The sequence below is a fragment of the Erwinia sp. HDF1-3R genome (assembly GCF_039621855.1).
Lineage (GTDB): Bacteria > Pseudomonadota > Gammaproteobacteria > Enterobacterales > Enterobacteriaceae > Erwinia.
Genome location: NZ_CP155071.1, coordinates 3,335,731 through 3,360,214, shown reverse-complemented (window position 1 = coordinate 3,360,214; position 24,484 = coordinate 3,335,731). Strand labels below are relative to the sequence as shown.

At 54.6% G+C, this 24,484-nt stretch carries 20 protein-coding genes; 9 read left to right on the top strand and 11 right to left on the bottom strand.

The annotated features are described in order from the left end of the window. Window positions 1-58: 58 nt before the first annotated feature. Genes AAGR22_RS15245 through AAGR22_RS15235 form a run of 3 tightly spaced genes read right to left on the bottom strand, consistent with a single transcriptional unit; the run spans window position 59 to window position 3,426 of the window. On the bottom strand, window positions 59-862 hold the full coding sequence (locus AAGR22_RS15245; protein WP_345828327.1) for a DUF4105 domain-containing protein: 804 nt from the start codon (window positions 860-862) through the stop codon (window positions 59-61). After that, entirely contained in the window at window positions 834-2,153 is a 1,320-nt protein-coding gene (locus AAGR22_RS15240; RefSeq protein WP_345828326.1) for an MFS transporter, read from the bottom strand. Before AAGR22_RS15240 ends, AAGR22_RS15245 begins: the two co-directional genes overlap by 29 nt. 1 nt (window position 2,154) lies before the next feature. Then, window positions 2,155-3,426 carry an MASE1 domain-containing protein gene (locus AAGR22_RS15235; protein ID WP_345828325.1) on the bottom strand — a complete coding sequence of 424 codons (1,272 nt, stop codon included), beginning with the start codon at window positions 3,424-3,426 and terminating at the stop codon, window positions 2,155-2,157. Between the two features lie 350 nt (window positions 3,427-3,776). Between AAGR22_RS15235 and AAGR22_RS15230 the strand changes: the two genes are divergently transcribed. Then, the gene (locus AAGR22_RS15230) at window positions 3,777-4,973 is read left to right on the top strand and encodes a nicotinamide mononucleotide deamidase-related protein YfaY (RefSeq protein WP_345828323.1); all 1,197 of its coding nucleotides are present in this window, start codon (window positions 3,777-3,779) and stop codon (window positions 4,971-4,973) included. A gap of 51 nt (window positions 4,974-5,024) precedes the next feature. On the opposite strand, the gene yfaE is transcribed toward AAGR22_RS15230, so the two are convergent. The 4 genes from yfaE to ubiG all read right to left on the bottom strand — a co-directional run bounded on the left by yfaE (window position 5,025) and on the right by ubiG (window position 10,066). Continuing rightward, entirely contained in the window at window positions 5,025-5,285 is a 261-nt protein-coding gene (gene yfaE / locus AAGR22_RS15225; protein ID WP_067705646.1) for a class I ribonucleotide reductase maintenance protein YfaE, read from the bottom strand. A 1-nt stretch (window position 5,286) separates the two neighbouring features. Further along, window positions 5,287-6,417, bottom strand: a complete 1,131-nt coding sequence (gene nrdB / locus AAGR22_RS15220; protein WP_067705644.1) for a class Ia ribonucleoside-diphosphate reductase subunit beta — start codon at window positions 6,415-6,417, stop codon at window positions 5,287-5,289. Window positions 6,418-6,505: 88 nt separating this feature from the next. After that, window positions 6,506-8,791: a class 1a ribonucleoside-diphosphate reductase subunit alpha gene (gene nrdA / locus AAGR22_RS15215; protein ID WP_345828319.1), complete on the bottom strand. Its 2,286-nt coding sequence runs from the start codon at window positions 8,789-8,791 to the stop codon at window positions 6,506-6,508. 546 nt (window positions 8,792-9,337) lie between these two features. Next, entirely contained in the window at window positions 9,338-10,066 is a 729-nt protein-coding gene (gene ubiG, locus AAGR22_RS15210; protein WP_345828318.1) for a bifunctional 2-polyprenyl-6-hydroxyphenol methylase/3-demethylubiquinol 3-O-methyltransferase UbiG, read from the bottom strand. 100 nt (window positions 10,067-10,166) lie between these two features. Here ubiG and AAGR22_RS15205 point away from each other — a divergent pair, with 100 nt between their 5' ends. From AAGR22_RS15205 to AAGR22_RS15175, 7 genes are all read left to right on the top strand, one after another. Next, the gene (locus AAGR22_RS15205; RefSeq protein ID WP_156484986.1) at window positions 10,167-10,304 is read left to right on the top strand and encodes a hypothetical protein; all 138 of its coding nucleotides are present in this window, start codon (window positions 10,167-10,169) and stop codon (window positions 10,302-10,304) included. A gap of 57 nt (window positions 10,305-10,361) precedes the next feature. After that, entirely contained in the window at window positions 10,362-13,001 is a 2,640-nt protein-coding gene (gyrA, locus tag AAGR22_RS15200) for a DNA topoisomerase (ATP-hydrolyzing) subunit A (protein ID WP_067705635.1), read from the top strand. A 546-nt stretch (window positions 13,002-13,547) separates the two neighbouring features. Further along, window positions 13,548-14,084 carry a fimbrial protein gene (locus tag AAGR22_RS15195; protein WP_231877617.1) on the top strand — a complete coding sequence of 179 codons (537 nt, stop codon included), beginning with the start codon at window positions 13,548-13,550 and terminating at the stop codon, window positions 14,082-14,084. Window positions 14,085-14,176: 92 nt separating this feature from the next. Continuing rightward, on the top strand, window positions 14,177-16,687 hold the full coding sequence (locus AAGR22_RS15190; protein ID WP_345828317.1) for a fimbria/pilus outer membrane usher protein: 2,511 nt from the start codon (window positions 14,177-14,179) through the stop codon (window positions 16,685-16,687). Between the two features lie 24 nt (window positions 16,688-16,711). Further along, window positions 16,712-17,455, top strand: a complete 744-nt coding sequence (locus AAGR22_RS15185; protein ID WP_345828316.1) for a molecular chaperone — start codon at window positions 16,712-16,714, stop codon at window positions 17,453-17,455. A gap of 48 nt (window positions 17,456-17,503) precedes the next feature. Continuing rightward, on the top strand, window positions 17,504-18,475 hold the full coding sequence (locus AAGR22_RS15180; protein WP_067705893.1) for a fimbrial protein: 972 nt from the start codon (window positions 17,504-17,506) through the stop codon (window positions 18,473-18,475). Window positions 18,476-18,493: 18 nt separating this feature from the next. After that, complete coding sequence (locus AAGR22_RS15175) at window positions 18,494-18,766, top strand: helix-turn-helix transcriptional regulator (RefSeq protein ID WP_067705629.1); 273 nt, start codon at window positions 18,494-18,496, stop codon at window positions 18,764-18,766. 1 nt (window position 18,767) lies between these two features. Here AAGR22_RS15175 and AAGR22_RS15170 read toward each other — a convergent pair whose 3' ends face one another. The 3 genes from AAGR22_RS15170 to AAGR22_RS15160 form a co-directional block, all read right to left on the bottom strand. After that, window positions 18,768-19,133: a FidL-like protein gene (locus tag AAGR22_RS15170; RefSeq protein ID WP_231877611.1), complete on the bottom strand. Its 366-nt coding sequence runs from the start codon at window positions 19,131-19,133 to the stop codon at window positions 18,768-18,770. A 178-nt stretch (window positions 19,134-19,311) separates the two neighbouring features. Then, entirely contained in the window at window positions 19,312-20,469 is a 1,158-nt protein-coding gene (locus AAGR22_RS15165) for a winged helix-turn-helix domain-containing protein (RefSeq protein ID WP_345828311.1), read from the bottom strand. Window positions 20,470-20,623: 154 nt separating this feature from the next. Further along, the gene (locus AAGR22_RS15160) at window positions 20,624-20,890 is read right to left on the bottom strand and encodes a hypothetical protein (protein WP_345828309.1); all 267 of its coding nucleotides are present in this window, start codon (window positions 20,888-20,890) and stop codon (window positions 20,624-20,626) included. A 31-nt stretch (window positions 20,891-20,921) separates the two neighbouring features. Here AAGR22_RS15160 and rcsC point away from each other — a divergent pair, with 31 nt between their 5' ends. Beyond that, window positions 20,922-23,774: a two-component system sensor histidine kinase RcsC gene (rcsC, locus tag AAGR22_RS15155; RefSeq protein WP_067705891.1), complete on the top strand. Its 2,853-nt coding sequence runs from the start codon at window positions 20,922-20,924 to the stop codon at window positions 23,772-23,774. A gap of 59 nt (window positions 23,775-23,833) precedes the next feature. On the opposite strand, the gene rcsB is transcribed toward rcsC, so the two are convergent. Then, a complete protein-coding gene (gene rcsB / locus AAGR22_RS15150; RefSeq protein WP_067705624.1) occupies window positions 23,834-24,484 on the bottom strand; it encodes a response regulator transcription factor RcsB in 651 nt (216 codons plus the stop codon).

The following is a 24,484-nucleotide window of genomic DNA, read 5'->3' as shown; positions in this document are numbered from 1 at the left end:
GGTCGCTGGTCGGGTATTGATCGCTCCCGTGCTTCCAATTTTCCCTATTATTCACTATTCAGGACATGGGGTGATTTAAAGGACCTACTGCATGTACCATTCGGATCCTATCTGAAAAATCGCGGTCAATACGGGCAGGTGGCAGCAGTCTGCTTGTACTTTTCAAAACATCAAAGGATGCTCGTTGGTTGATCAATCCCCAATTCTTTAGCAGTCCCCGGTTATAACAGTAGCGGTCCGCATGACCGCTCAGGAGCAATTGCCAGTGATAGCGCATGTCAGGAGAGAGCGTCCGGCCATGCCGCAGAATGTTGGTCGTGCAGTTGTTCCAGATCGTGTGGTAATACTCAGGGTCACGACTGATGCGTGAAATGCGTAAAAGATAATCGTGCATGAGTGATGCGGAATGCCCTGCTGACAGGGACATGGGATAGAGATACATCCGCTCCTGCCTGCGGCAGAGGCGCTGTCCGATCAGATCCCGTTCATCGCCGGCCACGTAGATGACCGGATACGCATTCAGAAAGCCCCGCCATGCCGACCAGGGTTGCCCCTCCTGTCGCCGTGTTTCTACGGAAAATGCAAGGCGCTGACCGCTGCCCAGCCTAAAGCTCAGAAAGACGTGCGCGATGTGGCGGCTTCCCCAGTACGACAGCACAAGATCTGTAGATTGCACATCGCTCAGTGAAAACCGTCGCCGGTACCAGCCAGCAATGGCGGGACCGTCGGCCGGGTAGCGGAAGTTCCTGATGTGATGCAGCGTAACCTCATCGCCGCTGTGCCAGGTTACTGACGGAAGCCGGCTGTACTCCGGCAACCATTCTATGTTTCTTTTATTCACCAGCGCTTTTCCTTCCTTCACGGCTGTTTGCACCAGCCGAGTTGCCGAGCCAGCTCAGCCTAACCGGGTGAACCAGCCCGTGTAGTGCCCTGGAATAATCAAGAACCAGACCTGGTGTCCATGCCATTGTGGTCGCCCGTCGGCGCAGCTGTGCCGCTATCAGGAGTTCTGGACGCAGGAGAAGTCCCAGAAAAACAAACCATCCTCCTTTCCTGTAAAGCACGCCGTCCAACGCTGCCTCCAGCGCATACGCCACGCTGCTGGAACAGTTTCGCCAGGTAAGATTATATATTTCCTGCTGTCGGTAATGCGCGTCGAATGCCCTAAGCGACGATCTACTGAAAGAGTGAAAGCAGACCTGCCGATCCGCCTCGCACCAGGCGGCGGCCTCCGAGACGTAATCGTACTGGAACTTTCCGGGCACGTCATTTTCCCGCACAGCCCTGAGCATGCTGAAAAACTCAGACGGCGATCGGTCAATGTCCACTGCCGGATACAGGCTGATATAAACGTCCTCCATCTCCAGCGCGGCATGCCCGGTAGATATGACCCCGCCAGCGTCCACAGCAGCGATGTAACGCGTCATCACCGGTCTGGGCAGCGTATCGCGGCATGCAGAGCCCGCTGGCGTCCAAACCAGCACGCGCAGTTCCGGCTTATTTACTGCCGTGTTTGTCTGACAGGAAAGCGCTGGAGCCGTGACGGGCTTTGTATAATCGGTATCGCCTGGGGACTGAACGTCAAAAATCGTCACGCCAGGTGCCAGATTACGCATACGCAGTGAGAGCAGCAGACCATCTGCGGCACTGAGCAGCATCAGCACGCCGATGAACTGCGGTACGGTTCCATCATGGTGGGTAGGATAAGGCTGAAAAAGAAACACGGCATACAAAACCTGGCATACGCCGCCTGCCATCGCGCGCCGCCAGTGCGGATAGCGCACCACCCAGGCAGCGACCATCAGGAAAGCGCCGGACAGAAAGCAGACAAAACCGAGTATAATCGCCAGCAGCATATTGCTTCCTGAAAGCCCGGACAGGATCAGCAGGGCAACGGTACCCGTTATACCGCCCTTAAACAGATAGATACCGCGCTTCGCACCGACAGCACCGGAGGATGCAATGAGTGTAAACAGACTCTCGCACAGCATGATCCAGCCAAAAAGCGTCAGCGGGAAATAGCGCGCACCCAGCATGCCGTCAGTCAGCACCATCGCGCCAAACAGGCCCCATACCAGGACTGCTGCGGTGAACAGGTGTCTGTTACGGGCGATAAACTCACGACCACACAGCAAAAGTGCAATCTGCAGCATCTCAGCGGTCCTCCGTACGGGTCAGGGGGGAAATGCCCGTTACAGGCGTCCAGTAGCCAACAAGATATCCCCCCGAGGTGTCAGGCAAAAAAAACAGTCCCCGCTCGCGGACGGTGACGCTCTCTCCATCGGGCAGCAAGAGCCGGAAGACTATCGCTTCCTTTACCGGAATACCGGCGGTAGCCTGCTCCCAGCGTGATACCAGCATTTCACTGACGCCGGTCTCAAGGCTGCGCAGGAGACTGTCGCGATCGGCCAGTTGCGCCACCGTGCGGGCAAGTACCGGAGAAGCGTGCGGATCCCAGACCAGCCGACCGGTACGCGCGTCAAGCCGGAAGGCCGTTTCACCGTCATCATCCCCCATATGGCGCATTCCGACGCGCGCCTCCGGAAGCCGCAGCAGTAATCGGACGAAAATCGTCAGGACGGCCGTGCCGGAGAGGTAGCCCTGGGCGAGCAGTAGCGGCTCGCCGCGCCGCAGACCCTCTATAAAAAAAGGCCCTGCCTGCTGCCAGGAGAAGAAAATAGCAACAGCGCTTAGCGCCAGGAAGGCCAGCGCGCCGGCCTGCACCCCGGCCATAATCGGGACCGCAATGGTCAGCAGTATGGGTAAGCAGGCAAGGCCATAAATCAGCCCCGCGCTGGCTGCTTGTCCCGCCGGCAGGCGGAAAATCAACGCGGCTGCGATCGCAACAAGCATGATGCCTGTAAATGACTTTACGACGTCCCGCGTCGCCCGGCGGGCAGATTCCCACGTAATTCCCGTGAGCACCGTGGTGGCCACGATATTGCCACTGACGTTAGCTGCCCACCATAAGGCGGCGGTGCTGGTAAAGGGCTCCGCGTGGCGTGAAGCCAGCCACCCCGCCCCCGCTGCAGCGGCGAGTGCACTGATGATAAGAGTGCTGATAAGCCAGGCGCTGACTCTGCAAAAATCATCTCTTTGACGGCCAAAATACTGTACTGAGAGTGCTACCAGAAAGTCGCCGCTGAGTGAAATCAGGGAGATGATCAGGGAGGTTTCAAGCGAATGACGCATCAGCGTGTCAAGTCCGGTACGCAGAGTAAAAAGCATAATGTAAAGCGCGGGCCAGAAGCGGCGGGGCATGAAAAGGCATGCGCTGACAGCCGCTCCAGCCGGAAACCAGACCATTGCCACGCGGCTCTGCGGGTCGTCCAGTTTCAGTGACACGAACGCCAGTGTCAGATAGATGAGGCCCCAGAGCACAAGGGCATAAAAATACGTTTTTTCAGCAGATGGACTTCTGTTCATGACAGCCTTATCCGGATAATATCAGTGTATTCCTGTAGAATAATATAGCTGAATTATCGCCTTACCCATCACGTTCAGCCCCATACCTGCGGTGACGGGTAGGTCAGACTTCTAATCAAAGATGGGGGAGGCAAACACGGAGGCAGGATAGATGCCGAACCCGATAGCGTAAGTGATGCCCAGATTCATAACCTTAACAACCCGAGAAAGCCCATAAAACCGCAACAAAGGTGGGAAATCCGTGCCCTATCCTCTGCCCATCTACGCGCAGGATGCGCTGAAATTCGACGTTGTAATTTTCCCCGTTGCTTCATACAGTTAATTCACCCTACCCAAAAGCGGAAAAGATAATGATTAGAGTGGAGATGCTGGCAACGGGCGATGAAGTGCTGCACGGCCAGATTGTAGACAGCAACGCGGCCTGGCTGGCAGAGGTGCTGTTTCAAAACGGCCTGCCCATGACCAGCCGCCAGACCGTTGGCGACGATATCAACGAGCTGGTTACCGTGCTGACCGAACGCAGCAAGGTCGCCGATGTGCTGATTGTTAACGGCGGACTGGGGCCGACCAGCGACGATCTCAGCGCCCAGGCGGCGGCAAAAGCGGCGGGCGTGCCGCTGGTGATGCAGGAGGCGTGGCTGGCAAAAATGGAAGCCTTCTTTGCCGGGCGGGGGCGTAAAATGGCGGACAGCAACCGCAAGCAGGCTGAAATTCCTGCCGGGGCGGAAATGCTGGATAACCCGGTTGGTACCGCCTGCGGCTTCGCCATGCAGCTAAACCGCTGCTGGATCTTCTTTACGCCCGGCGTGCCCTCCGAATACAAGGTGATGGTGGAACAGCAGATTCTGCCCCGTCTGAAAGCACGATTTTCCCTGCCGGCACCGCCGCTCTGCCTGCGTATGACCACCTTTGGACGCGGCGAGAGCGACCTGGCCTCGGAGATCGAGCCGCTGCCGCTGCCGGAAGGCGTGGTGATGGGCTATCGCGCGTCCATGCCGATCATTGAGCTTAAGCTGAACGGCCCGGCCTCGAAACTGGCCGAAATGGAGCAGTTCTGGCAGCAGGTTCGCGCCATTGTCGGCGAGAGTGTGATATTCGAGGGGACTGAAATTCTGCCGGAACAGGTGTCCCGCCGTCTGAAGGAGCAGAATTTACGTCTGGCGGTAAGCGAACAGTTTACCGCCGGGCTGCTGCAGTGGCAGCTGGCCTCCGCGGCTGCGCCACTGGCGGCGGGAAACGTCCTGCCTGCGCGGAGTGAAACCCTGTCCGAAATTGTCGCGCGCGGTAGCCAGCTTGCCCGCGATACAGGGGCCGATCTCGTCCTGGTGGTCGGAGGGATGGAAGAGGGCATACTGGCTTTTGCGCTACACACGCCGGAAGGAAGCTGGGGCCAGACGGTAAAATTCAACGTTAACCGACACGGGCTCAAAGCCCGGCAGGACGTGGCGGCGATGATGGCGCTGAATATGCTGCGCCGCTGGATGAACGGCATGGAGGTTACAACGGGACACGGCTGGATTGACGTGGTCGGGACGCTAAAAGCCTGACGCGAAGCCTGATAATAACCGGCTCTGGCGGCCTGGGTCGCAATAGCCGGTTTACATCTCGATTTCGATATCGCCTTTGGCAAGGCAGCAGCAGGGGAGGATCTCGCCCTCCTGCACAAATGCCAGCGGGGTGGCGGCATAGCACACTTCACCTTTCAGCAGCCGGGTGCGGCAGGAGCCACAGTAGCCTTCCCGGCACTGATATTCCACGCGGATTTGATGAAACTCCAGCGCGTCCAGCAGCGAGCGATGCTCATCCTGGCAGTGCAGCTGCGTACCTGAGGTACGCAGCGTAATGATCGTTCCCGCCATTTTACAGCTGGAAGTCGTCGAAGTCGTTTGCGCCGACTTCAGAGTCAATCTGACCGACGAGGTAAGAGCTGACTTCCACTTCCTGTGGTGCCACCTGCACGTTGTCCGATACCAGCCATGAGTTAATCCAGGGGATGGGGTTTGAACGGGTCTTAAACGGCAGATCCAGACCGACCGCCTGCATGCGGATATTGGTGATGTACTCAATATACTGCCACAGGATATCTTTGTTCAGACCGATCATGGAACCGTCGCGGAACAGATATTCCGCCCACTCTTTTTCCTGCTGTGCAGCCAGCACAAACAGGTCATAGCACTCCTGACGGCATTCGCGCGCGATATCAGCCATCTCAGGATCGTCTTCACCGCTGCGCAGCAGGTTGAGCATATGCTGCGTGCCGGTCAGATGCAGCGCTTCGTCACGGGCGATCAGGCGGATGATTTTGGCGTTGCCTTCCATCAGTTCGCGCTCGGCGAAGGCGAAGGAGCAGGCAAAGCTGACGTAAAAGCGAATGGCTTCCAGCGCGTTAACGCTCATCAGGCAGATATAGAGCTGCTTTTTCAGCGCCCGCAGGCTGACGGTAATCGACTTACCGTTAACCTGGTGGGTACCTTCGCCCAGCAGATGCCAGTAGTTGGTCATCTCAATCAGATCGTCGTAGTACGAGGAAATATCCTTCGCGCGCGACAGGATCTGCTCATTGGTCACGATGTCATCAAACACAATGGCCGGATCGTTAACAATGTTACGGATAATGTGGGTATATGAGCGAGAGTGGATCGTTTCGGAAAACGCCCAGGTCTCGATCCACGTCTCCAGTTCGGGAATGGAGATCAGCGGCAGAAGCGCCACGTTAGGGCTTCTTCCCTGAATTGAATCCAGCAGCGTCTGATACTTCAGGTTGCTGATGAAGATATGCTTTTCGTGATCCGGCAGCCCCTGATAGTCAATGCGGTCACGCGATACGTCGACCTCTTCAGGGCGCCAGAAGAAGCTGAGCTGTTTTTCAATCAGCTTTTCAAAAATGTCATATTTCTGCTGGTCATAGCGGGCGACGTTAACCGGCTGGCCGAAAAACATCGGTTCATCCAGCTGATTGTTTTTATTCTGCGAGAACGTAGTGTAAGCCATTAGCATCTGTCCATCGTACGCGGGCCGATAAAACCAGTCCGTGAGAAGAGAAGAGGGGGGACAGGCTGCCCTGTCCCAGGGTTAACGATTAAATCTTGCAGGCACCGCTCTCGCAGCCGTCATCCTGAATGGAAGGGGCCAGATCGTCCTGCGCATCTTCCGCACCGTCGCGGGTGTTTTGATAGTAAAGCGTCTTCACACCAAATTTGTAGGCGGTCAGCAGATCTTTCAGCAGCTGCTTCATCGGTACGCGACCATTAGCAAAGCGCGTAGGGTCGTAGTTGGTGTTGGACGAAATTGCCTGGTCGATAAACTTCTGCATCAGGCCGACCAGCTGCAAATAACCGTCGTTGTTCGGCATATCCCACAGCAGCTCGTAGCTGTCTTTCAGGCGCTCATACTCCGGCACCACCTGACGCAAAATGCCATCTTTGGACGCTTTAATGCTGATATGTCCGCGCGGCGGCTCAATACCGTTGGTGGCGTTAGAAATCTGCGATGAGGTTTCAGACGGCATCAGGGCAGAGAGCGTGGAGTTACGCAGACCGTGGGTTTTGATCTCTTCGCGCAGGCTTTCCCAGTCCAGGTGCAGCGGCTCGTTACCGATCGCATCCAGATCTTTTTTGTAGGTATCAATCGGCAGAATGCCCTGAGAGTAGGTGGTTTCATTAAACCACGGGCAGGCGCCTTGCTCTTTCGCCAGATTGTTTGACGCCTTCAGCAGGTAGTACTGAATGGCTTCAAAAGTCCTGTGCGTCAGGTTGTTGGCGCTGCCGTCGGAGTAGCGTACGCCGTGCTTCGCCAGATAGTAAGCGTAGTTGATGACGCCAATACCCAGCGTGCGGCGGCCCATCGCGCCCCGTTTTGCCGCCGGGATCGGATAGTCCTGATAGTCCAGCAGGGCATCCAGCGCGCGCACCGCCAGCGTGGCCAGCTCTTCCAAATCGTCCAGGCTCTCAATCGCGCCCAGGTTAAAGGCAGAGAGCGTACAGAGGGCGATTTCGCCATCTTCGTCATTAACGTCCATCATCGGCTTGGTCGGCAGGGCGATCTCAAGGCAGAGATTAGACTGACGTACCGGCGCAATGCTGGGATCGAACGGGCTGTGGGTATTGCAGTGGTCAACGTTCTGAATATAGATACGGCCCGTTGAGGCACGCTCCTGCATCATCAGCGAAAACAGCTCGACGGCCTTAATCTTCTGCTTACGAATGCTGTCGTCCTGCTCATATTTGGTATACAGCCGCTCGAATTCGTCCTGATTGGCGAAAAAGGCGTCGTACAGGCCAGGTACGTCGGACGGGCTGAACAGGGTGATATCCTCGCCCTTCAGCAGGCGCTGGTACATCAGCTTATTGATCTGTACGCCGTAGTCCATATGACGTACGCGGTTACCCTCGACGCCACGGTTGTTTTTCAGCACCAGCAGGCTTTCCACTTCCAGATGCCACATAGGATAGAAGAGGGTGGCCGCGCCGCCGCGAACGCCGCCCTGCGAGCAGGACTTAACGGCGGTCTGGAAGTGCTTATAGAAAGGAATGCAGCCGGTATGGAAGGCTTCTCCCCCGCGGATCGGGCTGCCCAGGGCGCGAATACGGCCGGCGTTGATGCCGATACCGGCACGCTGAGAGACATATTTCACAATCGCACTGGAGGTGGCATTGATGGAATCCAGGCTGTCGCCGCATTCGATCAGTACGCAGGAGCTGAACTGACGGGTCGGCGTACGCACGCCGGACATAATCGGCGTAGGCAGTGAAATTTTAAAGGTCGAGATAGCGTCGTAGAAGCGCTTAACGTAGTCCAGGCGCGTCTCGCGCGGGTAGCCGGAGAACAGGCAGGCGGCGACCAGGATATAAAGGAACTGCGCGCTTTCGTAGATGTCACCGCTGACGCGGTTCTGCACCAGATATTTGCCTTCCAGCTGCTTCACCGCGGCATAGGAGAAATTCATATCGCGCCAGTGGTCGATAAAACCGTCCATCTGCTCGAACTCTTCCTGACTGTAGTCTTCCAGCAGGTGGCGGTCATACTTGCCGAGATCGACCATGCGCTTCACCTGGTCATAAAGCGTTGGCGGCTCAAACTGGCCGTACGCTTTCTTACGCAGGTGGAAAATCGCCAGGCGCGCGGCCATATACTGATAGTCGGGCGCATCGCGGGAGATCAGATCCGCCGCAGACTTGATAATCGTCTCATGAATATCAGAGGTCCTGATCCCTTCATAAAACTGGATGTGGCAGCGCAGTTCAACCTGCGAAACGGAGACGTTTTGCAACCCTTCGGCAGCCCAGTCAAGCACGCGGTGGATTTTATCAAGATTGATGCGTTCTTTGCGGCCGTCGCGTTTGGTGACAAGCAGACTCTGATTCATGTCGCGTAGTTATCCTGTCCGTAAGTCGAAAGTATCCCCCGGTTATACACAGCATCTTCAGATGTGAGTAACTCTGTGGATAAACACTATATATAGGGGGTCGGGGAAGTATTTGTATCAATATGGTGAGTATTTTAGATATTTATCCGCGCTTAACAAGGCTTGATTTTACCGCCATTTTACTGTTCAGAGGGGGGTATTTTTCCTAAGTCCTCGTTTATCAAGGCGTGCCGCCATGTCAACAGGTTGATCTTTTTTTTTGTTCTATGATCGGAAGCGGGTTTCCTGTTCAGTTGAGAAATGGCAGGGGTAACTTTGAGTGAAAACCGCTCGCTCGCGCCAGTCTGATTTTTGTTCGTCGCGGCCCTGGCGGTAAAAAAACAGATTTTTAGCCGGTCCGTTTTGGCAAACAATGCTATTGCCTCGGGTGAACGGCGGCATTATAAATGCCGCCAGTTGCCAGTTGCCAGTTGCCAGTTGCCAGTTGCCAGTTGCCAGTTGCCAGTTGCCGGTCGCAGAGCATAGCGGAGCTGAGCGCAGGACGTATTAACCTGCGAGGCAGTGCGTATGCACCATATAGTTAACGTCAACGCCGGGAGCGAGCTTAAAGCTGTTGGTCAGCGGATTATAGTGCAGCCCAATGATATGACGCTCGCGCAGCGGCGTTTCATCGACCCAGTTCAACAGTTCGGCCGGGCGAATAAACTTCTTAATATCATGAGTGCCGCGCGGCACCATACGCAGAACGTACTCGGCACCCACAATCGCCATCAGCCAGGACTTGCTGTTACGGTTTAGCGTAGAGAAAAAAACTTCGCCGCCGGGTTTGACCAGCTTCGCGCAGGCGTGAACCACCGAGCGCGGGTCGGGTACATGCTCCAGCATCTCCATACAGGTCACCACGTCATACTGCCCGGCGAACTGGTCAGCGTGCTCTTCCACGGTCTGCTGAACGTAATCCACCTTAACGCCGCTCTCCAGCGCATGCAGACGGGCGATCGCCAGCGGTTCCGCGCCCATATCCAGGCCGGTCACCTCCGCACCCTCGCGCGCCATGCTTTCTGCCAGGATGCCGCCGCCGCAGCCCACGTCCAGTACCTTCTTACCGAACAGGCCGTCGCTGTGCTGAGCAATATAGCCGAGGCGCAGCGGGTTGATGCGGTGCAGAGGTTTGAATTCTCCCTCCAGGTCCCACCAGCGCGACGCTACCGCCTCGAATTTGGCAATTTCTTTCTGGTCCACATTCGCCGTGGCGGCGTTCTGTTCTGCCTTCATTACCTGGTCACTCCCTTCAATGTTTGCCGCAAGTATATACCCTTCATCCCGCAAGTTGCAGCGGAGTTGCCTGCGCCCACCCGGTCCGTTTACCCGGCAGATGAAATATCCAACGCATCACGCCATGGCCCTGCCTGCCGTGGCCGCCGAAGTCGCCAGCAGCTCATTTAACGGAGAATCAGGAATGGAGGGCGTTAAAGCGCTCAAATCGACGCTTTCCGTTCACCACCAGGGCTAAAGGTGATATACTTTCGCACCTTAGAATCCGGGTATAACGTAGAGGGATAGCGGCTCCATGAGCGATCTAGCCAGAGAAATCACACCGGTTAATATTGAGGAAGAATTAAAGAACTCTTACCTTGATTATGCCATGTCGGTCATCGTTGGCCGTGCCTTGCCAGACGTTCGCGATGGCCTGAAACCAGTACACCGTCGTGTGCTCTACGCCATGAACGTGCTGGGTAATGACTGGAATAAAGCCTATAAAAAATCCGCCCGTGTCGTCGGCGACGTTATTGGTAAATATCACCCTCACGGTGACAGCGCCGTTTACGACACCATTGTGCGTATGGCGCAGCCGTTTTCACTTCGCTATATGCTGGTCGACGGACAGGGTAACTTTGGTTCCGTAGATGGCGACTCCGCCGCTGCAATGCGTTATACCGAAGTGCGCATGTCCAAAATTGCTCATGAGCTGCTGTCGGATCTGGAAAAAGAGACCGTCGACTTCGTGCCAAACTATGACGGCACCGAGCAGATCCCGGCCGTTATGCCGACCAAAATCCCTAACCTGCTGATTAACGGCTCGTCCGGTATCGCGGTGGGGATGGCAACTAACATTCCGCCGCACAACCTGACCGAAGTGATCAACGGCTGTCTGGCCTATATTGATGATGAAAACATCAGCATTGAAGGGCTGATGGCGCATATTCCCGGGCCGGACTTCCCTACCGCCGCCATTATCAATGGCCGCCGCGGCATTGAAGAAGCCTATCGTACCGGACGCGGCAAAATTTACATCCGCGCCCGTGGCGAAGTGGAAGTGGATGCGAAAACCAACCGCGAGACCATCATCATTCACGAAATTCCTTATCAGGTGAACAAAGCTCGCCTGATCGAGAAGATCGCAGAACTGGTGAAAGAGAAGCGTCTGGAAGGCATCAGCGCCCTGCGCGACGAATCAGACAAAGACGGTATGCGTATCGTCATTGAGGTGAAGCGTGACGCCGTGGGCGAAGTGGTACTGAATAACCTCTACTCGCTGACCCAGCTACAGACCTCCTTCGGTATTAATATGGTGGCGCTGCATCAGGGCCAGCCAAAGATTATGCCGCTGAAGGACATTCTGGAAGCCTTCGTTCGCCACCGCCGTGAAGTGGTGACGCGCCGCACTATTTTTGAGCTGCGTAAAGCCCGCGACCGTGCGCACATTCTTGAAGCGCTGGCCATTGCTCTGGCGAATATCGATCCGATCATTGAGCTAATCCGTCACGCTTCTTCACCGGCAGAAGCGAAAGCGGGCCTGGTGGCGCGTCCGTGGGATCTGGGGAACGTCTCGGCAATGCTGGAGCGGGCTGGCGATGACGCTGCCCGTCCCGAGTGGCTGGAAGATGAGTTCGGTATCCGTGACGGCCAGTACTACCTGACCGAGCAGCAGGCACAGGCAATTCTGGATCTGCGTCTGCAGAAGCTGACCGGCCTTGAGCATGAGAAGCTGCTGGACGAGTACAAAGAGCTGCTGATGCAGATCGCCGAACTGCTGCGTATTCTGGAAAGCTCAGAGCGCCTGATGGAAGTGATCCGCGAAGAGCTGGAGCTGATCCGCGATCAGTTCGGTGACAAGCGCCGCACTGAAATCACCGAAAACAGCGCCGATATCAATATTGAAGACCTGATCAACCAGGAAGACGTGGTGGTCACCCTGTCTCACCAGGGCTATGTGAAGTATCAGCCGCTGACCGACTATGAAGCGCAGCGTCGCGGTGGCAAGGGCAAATCGGCCGCACGTATTAAAGAAGAAGACTTTATCGACCGCCTGCTGGTGGCTAACACCCACGACACGATTCTCTGCTTCTCCAGCCGGGGCCGTCTCTACTGGATGAAGGTCTATCAGCTGCCGGAAGCCAGCCGTGGCGCGCGTGGACGTCCAATCGTCAACCTGCTGCCGCTGGAAGCGAACGAGCGTATCACCGCCATTCTGCCGGTGCGCGAGTATGCTGAAGGCTGGAATATCTTTATGGCCACCGCCAGCGGTACCGTGAAGAAAACGGCGCTTACGGAATTCAGCCGCCCACGCAGCGCCGGTATTATTGCGGTCAATCTGCGTGACGACGATGAGCTGATTGGCGTGGCGCTGACCAACGGTAGCGATGAAGCCATGCTCTTCTCCGCCGCCGGTAAAGTCGTGCGCTTTGCGGAGAACGCGGTGCGGGCGATGGGTCGTACGGCTTCGGGCGTGCGCGGGATTAAACTGTCGGAAGGCGATCGCGTGGTATCACTGATTGTGCCGCGTGACGATGGCGCCATCATGACGGTAACGCAGAACGGCTACGGTAAACGTACCGCCAACAGCGAATATCCGACCAAGTCCCGTGCGACGCAGGGGGTTATCTCCATCAAGGTTACCGAGCGTAACGGACCGGTGATTGGCGCGGTACAGGTTGTCGATAGCGATCAGATCATGATGATTACCGATGCCGGTACGCTGGTGCGTACGCGCGTTTCTGAAGTGAGCGTGGTAGGGCGTAACACCCAGGGTGTTATCCTGATCCGCACCGCAGAAGATGAAAACGTGGTTGGCTTGCAGCGCGTAGCGGAGCCGGTTGCCGAAGAAGAGCTGGATGCCATCGACGGCAGCGTGGCGGAAGGGGATGATGATATTGCCCCGGAAGTCGACAGCGAAGATGAAGCACCAGAAGGTGACGACGAGGAATAACGCCTCACCGCTTTGTTAAGGCGTCATACGGAAAAGCCGGTTCAGTTGAACCGGCTTTTTTTTGTACTATTAAAACCTCCCTTCATTGCTGCAACGTCATATTGATTCGGGTGCTCGCCTGAGAAATTGATCGCGTTAACGTTCCCAGCCACCGTAATAAAGGAAGAGGCCCTTTTACCCGTGACGGAAATACGCAGGATAATGCCTGAAGATGTAAATATTTTGTGAAATAAAGCTTAATTTCAGCGCCAGGTGACGCAGGGGGCGCTGGATTAAAGCAATTTAATGTTAATTCATTTAACGCAGGAGTTAATTTTCCGCTGGGAATGGTTAATTTAAAGTATATAACAGAATATAAATCTTAATATTTGAATTCCTCAAGTTATTATTCCGTTAAAAAGCAAATATCAGTATATTGATCTGGCAAGAGAGGGGTTCTCTCTTCGGTACAGCGAATAATATCGCTCAAGGCTACCGTCATTAACTCAAGGATTAATTATGTTCAACGTCAGGATCAAAACCGCCATTATTGTGCTATCCGCTGCCATGTCCGCTTCATCTTTTGCCGATGATACAGCGGTCAAAGCACCGACCGGTACTGACCAGGGTTCAGGTCGTATTCATTTTACCGGCACGGTAATTAATGCGCCCTGTTCCATTGCCGCCGGGGATGAAGATATCAACGTTGATATGGGGCAGATTGCTAATAAGGTGCTGGAAACCGGCAATAAATATTCGCAAAACGTTAACTACGTTATTCACCTGCAGGATTGCAGCCTGAGTGCGCAGACGGCGGGTAACGTACAATATCCCGCTATGTCTAAGGTGGCGGTCACCTTTACCGGTACGCCGGACGGCAGCAAGACTGACCTGCTGGCAAACACCGGTAGCGCACAGGGTGCGGGTATCCGCCTGATCGATGCCAATGGTTCTCTGCTCAAGGTCGGTGATACCTCAGCTGATATTCCACTGGCCAACGGCAACAACGAGCTTAAGTTTGCTGCGCGGGTGGAAGCCAATAGCCAGCCCGTGTCTACAGGTACCCTCGTATCGCAGGCGACCTACGCCCTGAACTATAAATAGCTTTTTTTAAGGGGAGGGAACTCCCCTTTATTTCACCGTTTTATCCATGCGCCACACCGGGTTTTCAGAGAATTATAAGAAGCGACTTTATTATGTTGTTTGCACCAGGACGAACATCAACAATAGCCAGAATACTGGCAGGGCTTGTTATTTATCTTACCGGATGCCTGGCGACCTTTTCCGCCAGAGCTGTAGAATTTAACCTTAATTTTGTGGATTCCAGCGATCGAAAGAATATAGATTTATCGCGCTTTCAGATAGCTAACTATATTGCACCAGGGGAATACCTGGTAGACGTATTACTGAACGGTCGGACGGTCAGCGATCGCCTGCTGGTTAACTTTATCCCTGAGGGGGAAGAGAAAAACAGTCGGGTCTGTTTGCCGCCCGATCTGGTTCAACGTTTTGACCTGACCCCAGAGGCCGCTGCGCGCCTGACCCTCTGGCATCAGGGGCAGTGCTCCTCGCTGGATCAGCAAAAAGAGGTCACTACGCGCTACGATCGTGAGAAGCAAACCCTCAATATAATTATGCCGCAGGCCTGGCTCACCTTTCATGATGAAAACTGGGTGCCACCGTCACAGTGGGATGAAGGGGTGAATGGCGCACTACTCGACTATAACCTTTTCGCCAGCACCTACCAGCCGCACCGCGGCACCAGCTCATCCAGCATCAGTAGCTATGGCACGGCGGGATTCAACCTCGGTCCCTGGCGCGCACGCGCGGACTATCAGTACCAGGCGTCGCGTCCGTCCGATGCGGCATCACGCGGCAAACTGAGCTGGAACCAGACTTACCTTTATCGCGCGCTTCCGGCGCTGGGGGCCAGGCTGACCGCCGGTCAGACTAACTTCAGTTCTGATATTTTTGAATCATTTCGCTTTGTCGGCGTCACGCTTAACAGCGATACGCGCATGCTGCCGCCCGCACTGCGCGGCTATGCGCCCCAGGTCACGGGCATTGCCAAAACTAACGCGAAGGTTAGCATCAGCCAGAATGGCCGCATCATATACCAAACCAACGTGTCGCCTGGCCCCTTTGTCATTCAGGATCTTACCGAAGCAGTGCAGGGCGCGCTGGACGTGGAAATTACCGAGGAGGACGGCAGCGTCACGCGCTATCAGGTCACGACCGCCAGCCTGCCATTCCTCACCCGTAAAGGCCAGGTACGCTTTAAAAGCGCCATGGGTAAACCTGCCAGCGGCAGCAGTAATCACGTGATACAGCCTGGTTTTTTCAGTGGCGAAATGTCATGGGGAGCATTAAATAATCTGTCGCTTTATGGCGGCCTTATCGCTACCACAGGCAGCTATCAGGCGCTGGCAATGGGGATAGGTCAGAATCTGGAGGATTTTGGTGCCGTCTCGGTGGATGCCACTCGCTCATCGGCCGTGCTGCCCCAGGCCGGCAAAGAGACCGGCATGAGCTATCGCGTGAACTACTCCAAACGCTTCGAGAGTACCGGTAGCCAGGTCACCTTTGCTGGCTACCGTTATGCAGACCGAACCTTTATGTCACTCGGGCAGTATCTCAACAAGGTGAACGGCAGCGGCTATTCCAGAGATGATAAGCAGACCTATACCCTCAGCGCCAACCAGTATCTGCCCTGGCCCGCGATCACGCTTTTTCTCTCGGCTACGCATAACGTCTACTGGAACGCCAGTTCAGGTAATAACTACAGCCTGTCGGTGAGCAAAATTTTCGATATCGGGTCCCTGAGAGGCGTATCAGCCACCCTGTCAGCCAGCAAGCTGCGCTATCAAACAACGGATGAGAACCAGATGTTTCTCTCACTCAGCCTGCCCATCTCTTCCGGGCAGCAGGTGAGCTACGACGCGCAGCAGGATCGGCGAAATGGTTTCTCGCAAACGGCCTCCTGGTACAACAGCCAGGATCCCAATAACAGCTGGCGCGTCGGCGTCGGTGGCAGTAGTCCCGATCTGCAACAGGGCAGAGGCGTTTTCCGCGCCAACTATCAGCATATGTCGCCCTGGGGCCAGCTGGGTCTGAACGGCAGTGTGAAAGACGATGACTATCGCTCGCTCAATGCTAACTGGTACGGATCGATCACGGCGACCGCCGCCGGGGCCGCCCTGCATCAGAGCAGCGCCGGAAGCGAACCCCGAATGATGATCGCAGCGGGTGTGCCGGGGATCCCCGTCAGCAACGGCGCATCGGTCACTAACCGTTACGGCATCGCCGTGGTCAATGGCTTCTCCAGCTACCAGACCTCTGATATCCGCATCGACATCAACCATCTGCCGGATGACGTGGAGGTTTATAACACGGTGGTGAGTAAGACGCTGACGGAAGGGGCGATCGGGCTGCGCCAGGTTCGGGCAGTCAAAGGGGAGCGCATGCTGGCGGTGATCCGTCGGGCTGACGGCAGTTATCCACCGTTGGGCGCAACGGTAATGGATAACAGCTCCGGCCTGGAAGCGGGCCTGGTTGGCGACGGCGGACTGGCCTGGCTTTCCGGTATATCGGGTGAAAAGTCCCTGACGGTTCAGTGGGGAGACGGGCAGCAGTGCAGGATCCAGGTTCCCACGCAGCAGCCAGAACCTGGGGCGCAGATCCTGCTGCCCTGTGTAAAAACGCAATAACGCAAAATCAGTTAAGGAAGAAGCGTGAAATATAATCGAACACTCTGTAGTGCCTTTTGCCTGTTAGCCGCCAGCCTCGCTGCCCCCGCTATGGGGGCACTGAATCTGGACCGCACGCGAATTATCTACAATGCCAGTGATAAATCAATCAGCGTCATGGTGGAAAACCAGAGTAAAGAGCTGCCCTATCTGGCCCAGGTCTGGCTGGAAAATGCGCAGGGAGAAAAAATCACTTCACCGCTGGTGGCACTGCCGCCGATGCAGCGGATCGATGCCGGGCAGAAGAGCCAGATTCGCGTCCTACAGCTACCGGCCACCGCTGCACTGCCCACCGACCGCGAGTCGCTGTTTTACTTTAACGTGCGTGAAGTCCCGCCCAAAAGCGGCTTAGCCAATGTTATGCAGGTGGCCATCCAGAGCCGGGTAAAGCTGTTTTATCGGCCCACTCAACTGCTAAAGCAGGTTCGTGACCACTGGCAGGATCAGTTGCAGGTAAGCCGCGTGGATAACGGGCTGAAGCTGGTCAACCCCACGCCGTTTTATATTACGCTGGGCTACCTCGGCAAAGACAACAAGGGCAACGTGCCGGGCTTTGACAGCCTGATGCTGGCACCCTTCACCACGAAAACATTAACGGGCAGCGGCTATGTCAGTCACCAGTACAGCATTGGTTATATGGATGACTACGGTGGCCTACAGGTTAACCCGTATCACTGCGACACCACTCTCTGCCAGCGGATAACGAAAACTCAGGACTCGCAGAAATGATGGATCTTCATCTGCACAATTTGATTACTCAGGAGGGGTGGGATGCACATGTCAGAGATTGTTAAACGCGTAGCGCACCAGCTGGCCCTGCTTTTGGGGCTTCTGCTGGTGTCATATCAGGCACTGGCGCTGGACTGCGTAGAAAAAGGCACCGGCATTGTCAACAAACCCGCTATTCCGGTTGGAAAACTGGCTATTCCGGCTAACGTGCCGCCCGGGACGAAAATCTGGGAGTCAAATGACATCAGCGTGACGGCGTACTGCGATAACGTGCTGGGTTCCATTACCGATATTGTCCATTTCTATTTTAATCCGAAATCCGAGTCTATCGGCCAGGGGCTGCTGCTGGGCGTAAGCTACAACGGCCAGGATCTGGAGCAAAACGAGCAGCGCCTCAGCACCAACAGCCCGCCGATCGTCAAAGGGCAAAACGTCACGGTAAACGTTACCTTTCGTTTGTATATCAAGGTCACCGGTAATCCACCGTCTGGCGGATACTATCAGGGTGCAGACCAGTTTACGGTTTTCCAGCTTGATGGCAGCCGGGGGATCAATAAAATGCCCGGCGCGAAGAACCTTAAATACAATCTCTCCGGGCTTCAGGGGATCCGCTTTCTGGCCTGCGGTTCGGATCTGAAGGTTTATCCGGAGTCACAGATCGTCGACTTCGGTATGCTGCAAAGCACGCAGCTCTCCCGGTCTGCCGGCGTATCGCTGCCCTTTGCGATTAAGGCCGTGAAGCAGGGGTGTATAGATAATTTTTCCCTCCAGGCTGAATTTTCCACCGCCAGCCCGCTGTGGGACAGCAAAGCCATTAACCTGGCAAATGGCACTAAGTTGATGCTTTTTAACGATAAAAATGAAGCCATTACCTTCAATCGCTATGACGATTTCGCCAGTCTCAATAATGTAAATGAGATTACTAAGCAGTTCACCGCCACGGTCAGCGCCATACCCGGTCAGGCGATTAAACTGGGACAATTTGATGCGTCAGTGATCGTTAAAATCAACTATTACTGAACCTGCAAGGGAAAACACATGCTCAGCAAGCAAAAAATGCGCGCGCGTGCGCTGGAAGAGCCGCAGGACGAGGGGGCAGAGCGCTATAGCGCCGGGGAAACTCAGATCCTGGCATTACTCATCTCGCTGCGCGAGGAAGCGGGGATAAGTAAAACCGAGCTTGCCAGACGTTTGGGCATCACCCCGCCCGCTATTAACCGGCTTGAAAAACGCCCTGCGCAGGCCAGTTTCAGCACCCTGGCCCGCTACGCGGAGGCCTGCGGATTTCGTCTTTACCTCAATTACATCTAGGTCAGTGCAGGGGGCTGAACACACAGAGGGCCACCGGCGACTGAGTTGTCTCTATCAGCATAGTATTGTCATCATACTTTCTCAGCAGCAGGGTATCGGTATGACCGGTTATAAAAAAGCTGTTTAGCAGTAGCAGCTTTGCCGTTCTGGCATCAACATTGTCGACGGCATCACTATTGATACGGCTGCTGGTGAGAGAGTATACCGCAGAGTCTTTACTCTCATGCACATAGTCATAGTAAACATTTCTGAGGATAGTATCCCTTTTGATCAGGCTATTATTCTTATCGCGTAAATAGCTCACGCCGCTCAGTGAAATAAGGATTTTATTGTTATTCAGGAACCTGAATGATAGCGAACTGACCATTTTTGCCTCCAGGTCATCATACCTGGCTTCGACAATCATATTTCCTCTACAGGAAATATTGATCGGGAATTCTTCCTGAATACCACGGGCTTTATTAAGGTAAATCACACATGCTATTGCAGAAAGATTAACTATCAAAAGTGCTGAAATAATAAGTAACCTGGAAGAAGGTCGTTTCTTATGGCTGAACATTTATGGTCCTGTCATTGTAATAATAACTCAGGCAAAGCGTTATCTTCTGGTGAGCATCTATATTACACTGTGCCATAAATTCTCGCGTCGAGCCGGTGTTTATCATTGAGGTCATTCTCTCGCTCTGAAATAATAAAACATTACCGGGGTGACAAACGATTTCTTTATTTTTAATAAATTCGGCAGCACGCTCAATAAAATCACCCCGACGGCCGGGCAGGAGTGGCGCGGTGCTATAAAGGGTACAGCCATTGAGTGTTGCCACCCTGAGCACGGCTTTGGGATCGTTTTTTCCTCCCCACAGACTCATGCCCCATACCAGCAACAGAGCAAAAATTAGGATGTTGATTAAATAATATATTCTGTAAGCATCCTTACCGGCACCTTTGGGTCTGTAGAATGCGGACTGCATTAAGCGTTTGCGCTCATTATCCCCCGGCATCGCCGAAAGTTCAGCAGCCTGCTCCGCAGGTGTAAACCTTATCTCGTCAGGATTATCTGCGGGCTTTTCCCCCACCGCGGCGCTATTGCAGACGTGATAGTCAGCGACAGGATGGTCAGCATCGTGATGCTCAGCAGGGTGATGGTCAGCGGCAGGGCAGTTGGCGGCGTGATGCTCAGCAGGGTGATGGTCAGCGGCAGGTCGGGCCGGGGTCGCATGATCATCTATTGCGTGGCGCTCCGCTACAGGTGATACAGGCGTCGCATCTTCAGCGCGACCTTCTGAGTCGGGGAGATCTGTATTTATGCTAATAGTCGGACTTAAGGCGGCAGAAAATTCGACTGAATTATTTTGTGCCACAGGCTGCTGCTGGCAGATAATTATTGTCCCTTTATGGATGATAAAGCCCACTCTGGGTACGGTAACAATAAATTCATCCTGATAGCCTAAGGTGACCATCACTTTTCTCAGCTTACTCACGCAGTGGTTCAGGTTGTTATTGCTGGCGTTCAGGCCGTAATCATCCCACACCTTTTTAAAAAAAGTTTCACGCAGAACCACTGTACCTGAATGGTCGATCAACAATTGTAAAACCCGACGTGCCGGGTTAGAAATTGCCACCCGACTTTCCGGGTTGTTTATCAGCGAAAGAGAATTATCCTCTGGATTAAAGATTATTTTATTGTTGATAAAATAAGCCATGCGTTCCCCTTTTACTGGTAATCCCTGTTGTGAAATTGTATAGCTGGCCCAGTAGCGGATTGATAAGAAATGCTAAGGATAAATTATTGAGACGTTAACGTTATAAGAATTAATTCAGAGAGGGAGTATAAACCTTTCCGTCACGAAATAGAATTTAATCGACCAGCCAGCGCAACCGCGGTAACGATAAACCGCATTTATTCGCCAGCATTTCTACATAACCGGTCGTGCATTGGGTGAAGGGCATATCCAGATTCTGCAGGAGAACGTCGCTGTTTGACGGAACCCGTCCGTGACGTTTTATTTTGTGCGCACCAGCCTGACAATTTGTGCGCAAAACCGCCGATTTTCTGGCGCTTATAACCGGCGCGATCTGGCTTTTTTCCTGTTCTGACGGTACTGTAGCGGCATCAAAATTCACACCATGCTGCAGCCGCCACTATAGGTTTCGCTTGAAATATCTTGTCTCGTTCAGAACCACGTTAAAGATCTCCCGCTATCTGTTTCGGGCGCTGGCGCTTATGCTCTGGACCCTGGGAGCGTTGCTGACCACTTTTTACATCATTAACGTCCTGCACGAGAAAGAGTCCCAGGTTCGCCAGGAGTTCAATGCTAACGTTGAGCAGGCGCAGTGGTATGTCCGCCATTCGGCAGACGTCACGCGTGAGCTTAAATTTATCGCCGAGAATCGGCTAAACGCCTCGGCCAACGGCCTTGATGTGCTCAACGGGGTGTTTCCGGGCAAAACCACGCTACCGCAGTTCTTTCCGCTCTATTCTGACTCTGACTGTAGCGGTATGAGCAATACCTGGCGCAGCTCGCTGGAGTCCCTGAGCTACTTCCTGCACTACTGGAAAGAGAATTTCTCCTCCGCTTACGAGCTTAACCGCGTCTTCTTTATTGGCGGAGAAAGCTTATGTCTGGCGGATTTTGGCGTCGGGAATGTCTCGGCCGACCGCGATCGCGCGATGAAAACCCTGCATGAGCGCATCCTGAAATACCGCAACGGCAATGATGAGGAGCGCAAAAGCAGCCTGTTCTGGATAGCGCCGTCCAGCCAGCCTGGCGTGGGCTATTACTATATGGTTACGCCCGTTTACGTCGCCAATAAAATGGCTGCGCTGCTGGGCATTGAGCAAACGATTCGCGTCGAAGATTTTGTGACACCGGGTAGTTTCCCGGTCAGCGCCACGCTCCTCGATCAGAGCAACCAGCGCGTGATGTCCTCTTCACCCTCCGCGCACCGGATTTCTCTGGATGATTTACCGGATGACAGCAGCTGGTTTGGCTATATCAACGGTTATAAACAGCTGGTGATGAAGAAGCAGCTGACGCCTTCCTCGCTGACCGTGGTCTATTCGGTGCAGACCAATGAGATGGTCGAAAAGCTGAAAATTCTGATTATCAATGCCATCCTGCTGAACGTGATCGGGGCCATACTCCTGTTTACCCTGGCCTGGCTGTTTGAACGCCGGATGTTTCTGCCGGCCGAAGATAACGCTCACCGTCTGGAAGAGCACGAGCAGTTCAACCGTAAAATCGTCGCCTCCGCGCCGGTTGGCATCTGTATTCTGCGCACCAGCGATGGTACTAACATCCTCAGCAATGAGCTGGCCCACAATTATTTGAGCATGCTGACGCAGGAAGATCGCCAGCGGCTGATTGAAATAATCTGCGGCCAGCAGGTCAATTTTGTGGATGTGCTGACCGGCAGCAATACCAACCTGCAAATCAGCTTCGTCCACTCTCGCTATCGCAATGAAAACGTGGCGATATGCGTGCTGGTTGACGTCAGCGCGCGCGTGAAGATGGAAGAGTCGCTCCAGGAGATGGCGCAGGCGGCCGAGCAGGCCAGCCAGTCGAAATCAATGTTCCTGGCGACCGTCAGCCATGAGCTGCGCACGCCGCTTTATGGCATTATCGGCAACCTCGACCTGCTGCAAACCCGCAGCCTGCCGCAGGGGGTAGAGTCGCTGGTGACCGCGATGAACAACTCCTCCAGCCTGCTGCTGAAAATCATCAGCGATATTCTCGACTTCTCGAAAATTGAGTCCGAGCAGCTGCGCATTGAGCCGCGCGAATTCTCACCCCGTGAGGTGATAACCCATATCGCCTCTAACTACCTGGCGATGGTGGTCAAAAAGCGCCTGACGCTATGGGTCTTTATCGACAGCGACGTGCCGGTATCGCTGGATGGCGACCCGCTCCGCCTGCAGCAGGTCATCTCTAATCTGCTTAATAACGCCATCAAATTCACTCATACCGGCGGCATTGTGCTTCACGCCTATGTGAAAGACGGCTATCTGGCATTCCGGGTCCGTGACACCGGTGTGGGGATCCCGGCGAAAGAGATCACCCGCCTGTTCGATCCGTTTTTCCAGGTGGGAAGCGGCGTACAGCGCCATTTCCAGGGAACCGGTCTGGGGCTGGCCATCTGCGAAAAGCTGATCAATATGATGGACGGCGATATTGAAGTCGATTCCGAACCCGGCATGGGTAGCCAGTTTGTGATACGCATCCCGCTGTATAAAAGTCAGGTGATGACGCCTGTCTACAATGAGGGGCTGCTGGGCAAGCGCTGCTGGCTTGAAGTTCGCAACGAGGCGCTGGCGGTCTTTTTAGAGAAGCTGCTGCGCGAGCACGGGCTTGACGTTCAGCGTCTGGAGGAGGGGAGCTGCGGCAGCGATGATGTGGTGGTAACGGACTACGACTTCCAGACCCAGACCGGCGCGCGCGGCATCATCCGCTTTGACGGCAGCCATAACGATGGTCCCCAGGAGCTTTCCGCTGGCCGCTGGGTCTATGGCACCACCACGCCTCATGAACTGCCGGTGCTGCTGGGGCGCATCTATCGCGTCGAAGTGGCGCTGCCGGATGCGCAAACCTCCCTGCCGGAGGCTAACGAGTCGGGCATTGGTAACGAAGATATCCTGATTCTGGTGGTAGACGATCACCCCATTAACCGGATGCTGCTCTCCGATCAGCTGGGATCGCTGGGGTACCGGGTGAAAACGGCGCAGGATGGCGTCGATGCTCTGAACGTGCTGAGCCGCAACGAGATAGATATCGTACTGACCGATGTGAATATGCCGAACATGGACGGTTACCGTCTGACGCAGCGCCTGCGTCAGCTGGGGCTGACCTTCCCGGTCGTGGGCGTTACGGCGAATGCCCTGGCGGAGGAGAAGCAGCGCTGTATGGAGGCGGGGATGGATAACTGTCTCTCCAAGCCGGTCACCCTTGATACGCTACAAAAGACGCTGGCCTTTTACGCCGAGCGGGTCAGAAAGAGCAGGGAAGGCTGACGAAGGCAAAAAAAAGGGTGGAGCTTAGCTCCACCCTTTATCGTTATGCCGAAGGGCTATCAGTCTTTCTCAATCGGCATGGTGCTGACGGAGGAGAGATAGTTCAGCAGCGCGATATCGTTCTCGACGCCGAGCTTCATCATCGCCGATTTCTTCTGGCTGCTGATGGTCTTAATGCTGCGGTTCAGCTTCTTGGCGATTTCAGTCACCAGGAAACCCTCGGCAAACAGGCGTAACACTTCGCTCTCTTTTGGAGAGAGACGCTTGTCGCCGTAGCCACCCGCGCTGATTTTCTCCAGCAGTTTTGCCACGCTGTCCGGCGTATATTTTTTGCCTTTCTGCAGGGCGGCCAGCGCCTTAGGCAGATCGGTGGGGGCACCCTGTTTCAGCACAATGCCTTCGATATCCAGATCGAGCACTGCACTGAGGATCGCCGGGTTATTGTTCATGGTAAGAACGATAATCGACAGGTCCGGATAGTGACGCTTGATATACTTGATAAGCGTAATGCCGTCGCCATACTTCTCGCCTGGCATCGACAGATCGGTAATCAACACGTTAGCATCAAGCTTGGAAAGATTATTGATCAGGGCCGTGGAGTCTTCGAACTCGCCGACTACGTTTACCCATTCAATTTGTTCGAGTGATTTACGAATACCGAACAGGACAATTGGGTGGTCATCGGCAATAATTACGTTCAGGTTGTTCAT

Coding starts and splice junctions, on each gene's coding strand:
- nrdA (WP_345828319.1), bottom strand. CDS start 8,791: ATGAATCAGAGTCTGCTTGTCACCAAACGCGACGGCCGCAAAGAACGC.
- AAGR22_RS15240 (WP_345828326.1), bottom strand. CDS start 2,153: ATGCTGCAGATTGCACTTTTGCTGTGTGGTCGTGAGTTTATCGCCCGT.
- AAGR22_RS15205 (WP_156484986.1), top strand. CDS start 10,167: ATGAAATATCCAACGCATCACGCCATGGCCCTGCCTGCCGTGGCCGCC.
- AAGR22_RS15165 (WP_345828311.1), bottom strand. CDS start 20,469: ATGGCTTATTTTATCAACAATAAAATAATCTTTAATCCAGAGGATAAT.
- AAGR22_RS15235 (WP_345828325.1), bottom strand. CDS start 3,426: ATGAACAGAAGTCCATCTGCTGAAAAAACGTATTTTTATGCCCTTGTG.
- gyrA (WP_067705635.1), top strand. CDS start 10,362: ATGAGCGATCTAGCCAGAGAAATCACACCGGTTAATATTGAGGAAGAA.
- yfaE (WP_067705646.1), bottom strand. CDS start 5,285: ATGGCGGGAACGATCATTACGCTGCGTACCTCAGGTACGCAGCTGCAC.
- ubiG (WP_345828318.1), bottom strand. CDS start 10,066: ATGAAGGCAGAACAGAACGCCGCCACGGCGAATGTGGACCAGAAAGAA.
- nrdB (WP_067705644.1), bottom strand. CDS start 6,417: ATGGCTTACACTACGTTCTCGCAGAATAAAAACAATCAGCTGGATGAA.
- rcsB (WP_067705624.1), bottom strand. CDS start 24,484: ATGAACAACCTGAACGTAATTATTGCCGATGACCACCCAATTGTCCTG.
- AAGR22_RS15170 (WP_231877611.1), bottom strand. CDS start 19,133: ATGGTCAGTTCGCTATCATTCAGGTTCCTGAATAACAATAAAATCCTT.
- AAGR22_RS15175 (WP_067705629.1), top strand. CDS start 18,494: ATGCTCAGCAAGCAAAAAATGCGCGCGCGTGCGCTGGAAGAGCCGCAG.
- AAGR22_RS15190 (WP_345828317.1), top strand. CDS start 14,177: ATGTTGTTTGCACCAGGACGAACATCAACAATAGCCAGAATACTGGCA.
- AAGR22_RS15195 (WP_231877617.1), top strand. CDS start 13,548: ATGTCCGCTTCATCTTTTGCCGATGATACAGCGGTCAAAGCACCGACC.
- AAGR22_RS15230 (WP_345828323.1), top strand. CDS start 3,777: ATGATTAGAGTGGAGATGCTGGCAACGGGCGATGAAGTGCTGCACGGC.
- AAGR22_RS15180 (WP_067705893.1), top strand. CDS start 17,504: ATGTCAGAGATTGTTAAACGCGTAGCGCACCAGCTGGCCCTGCTTTTG.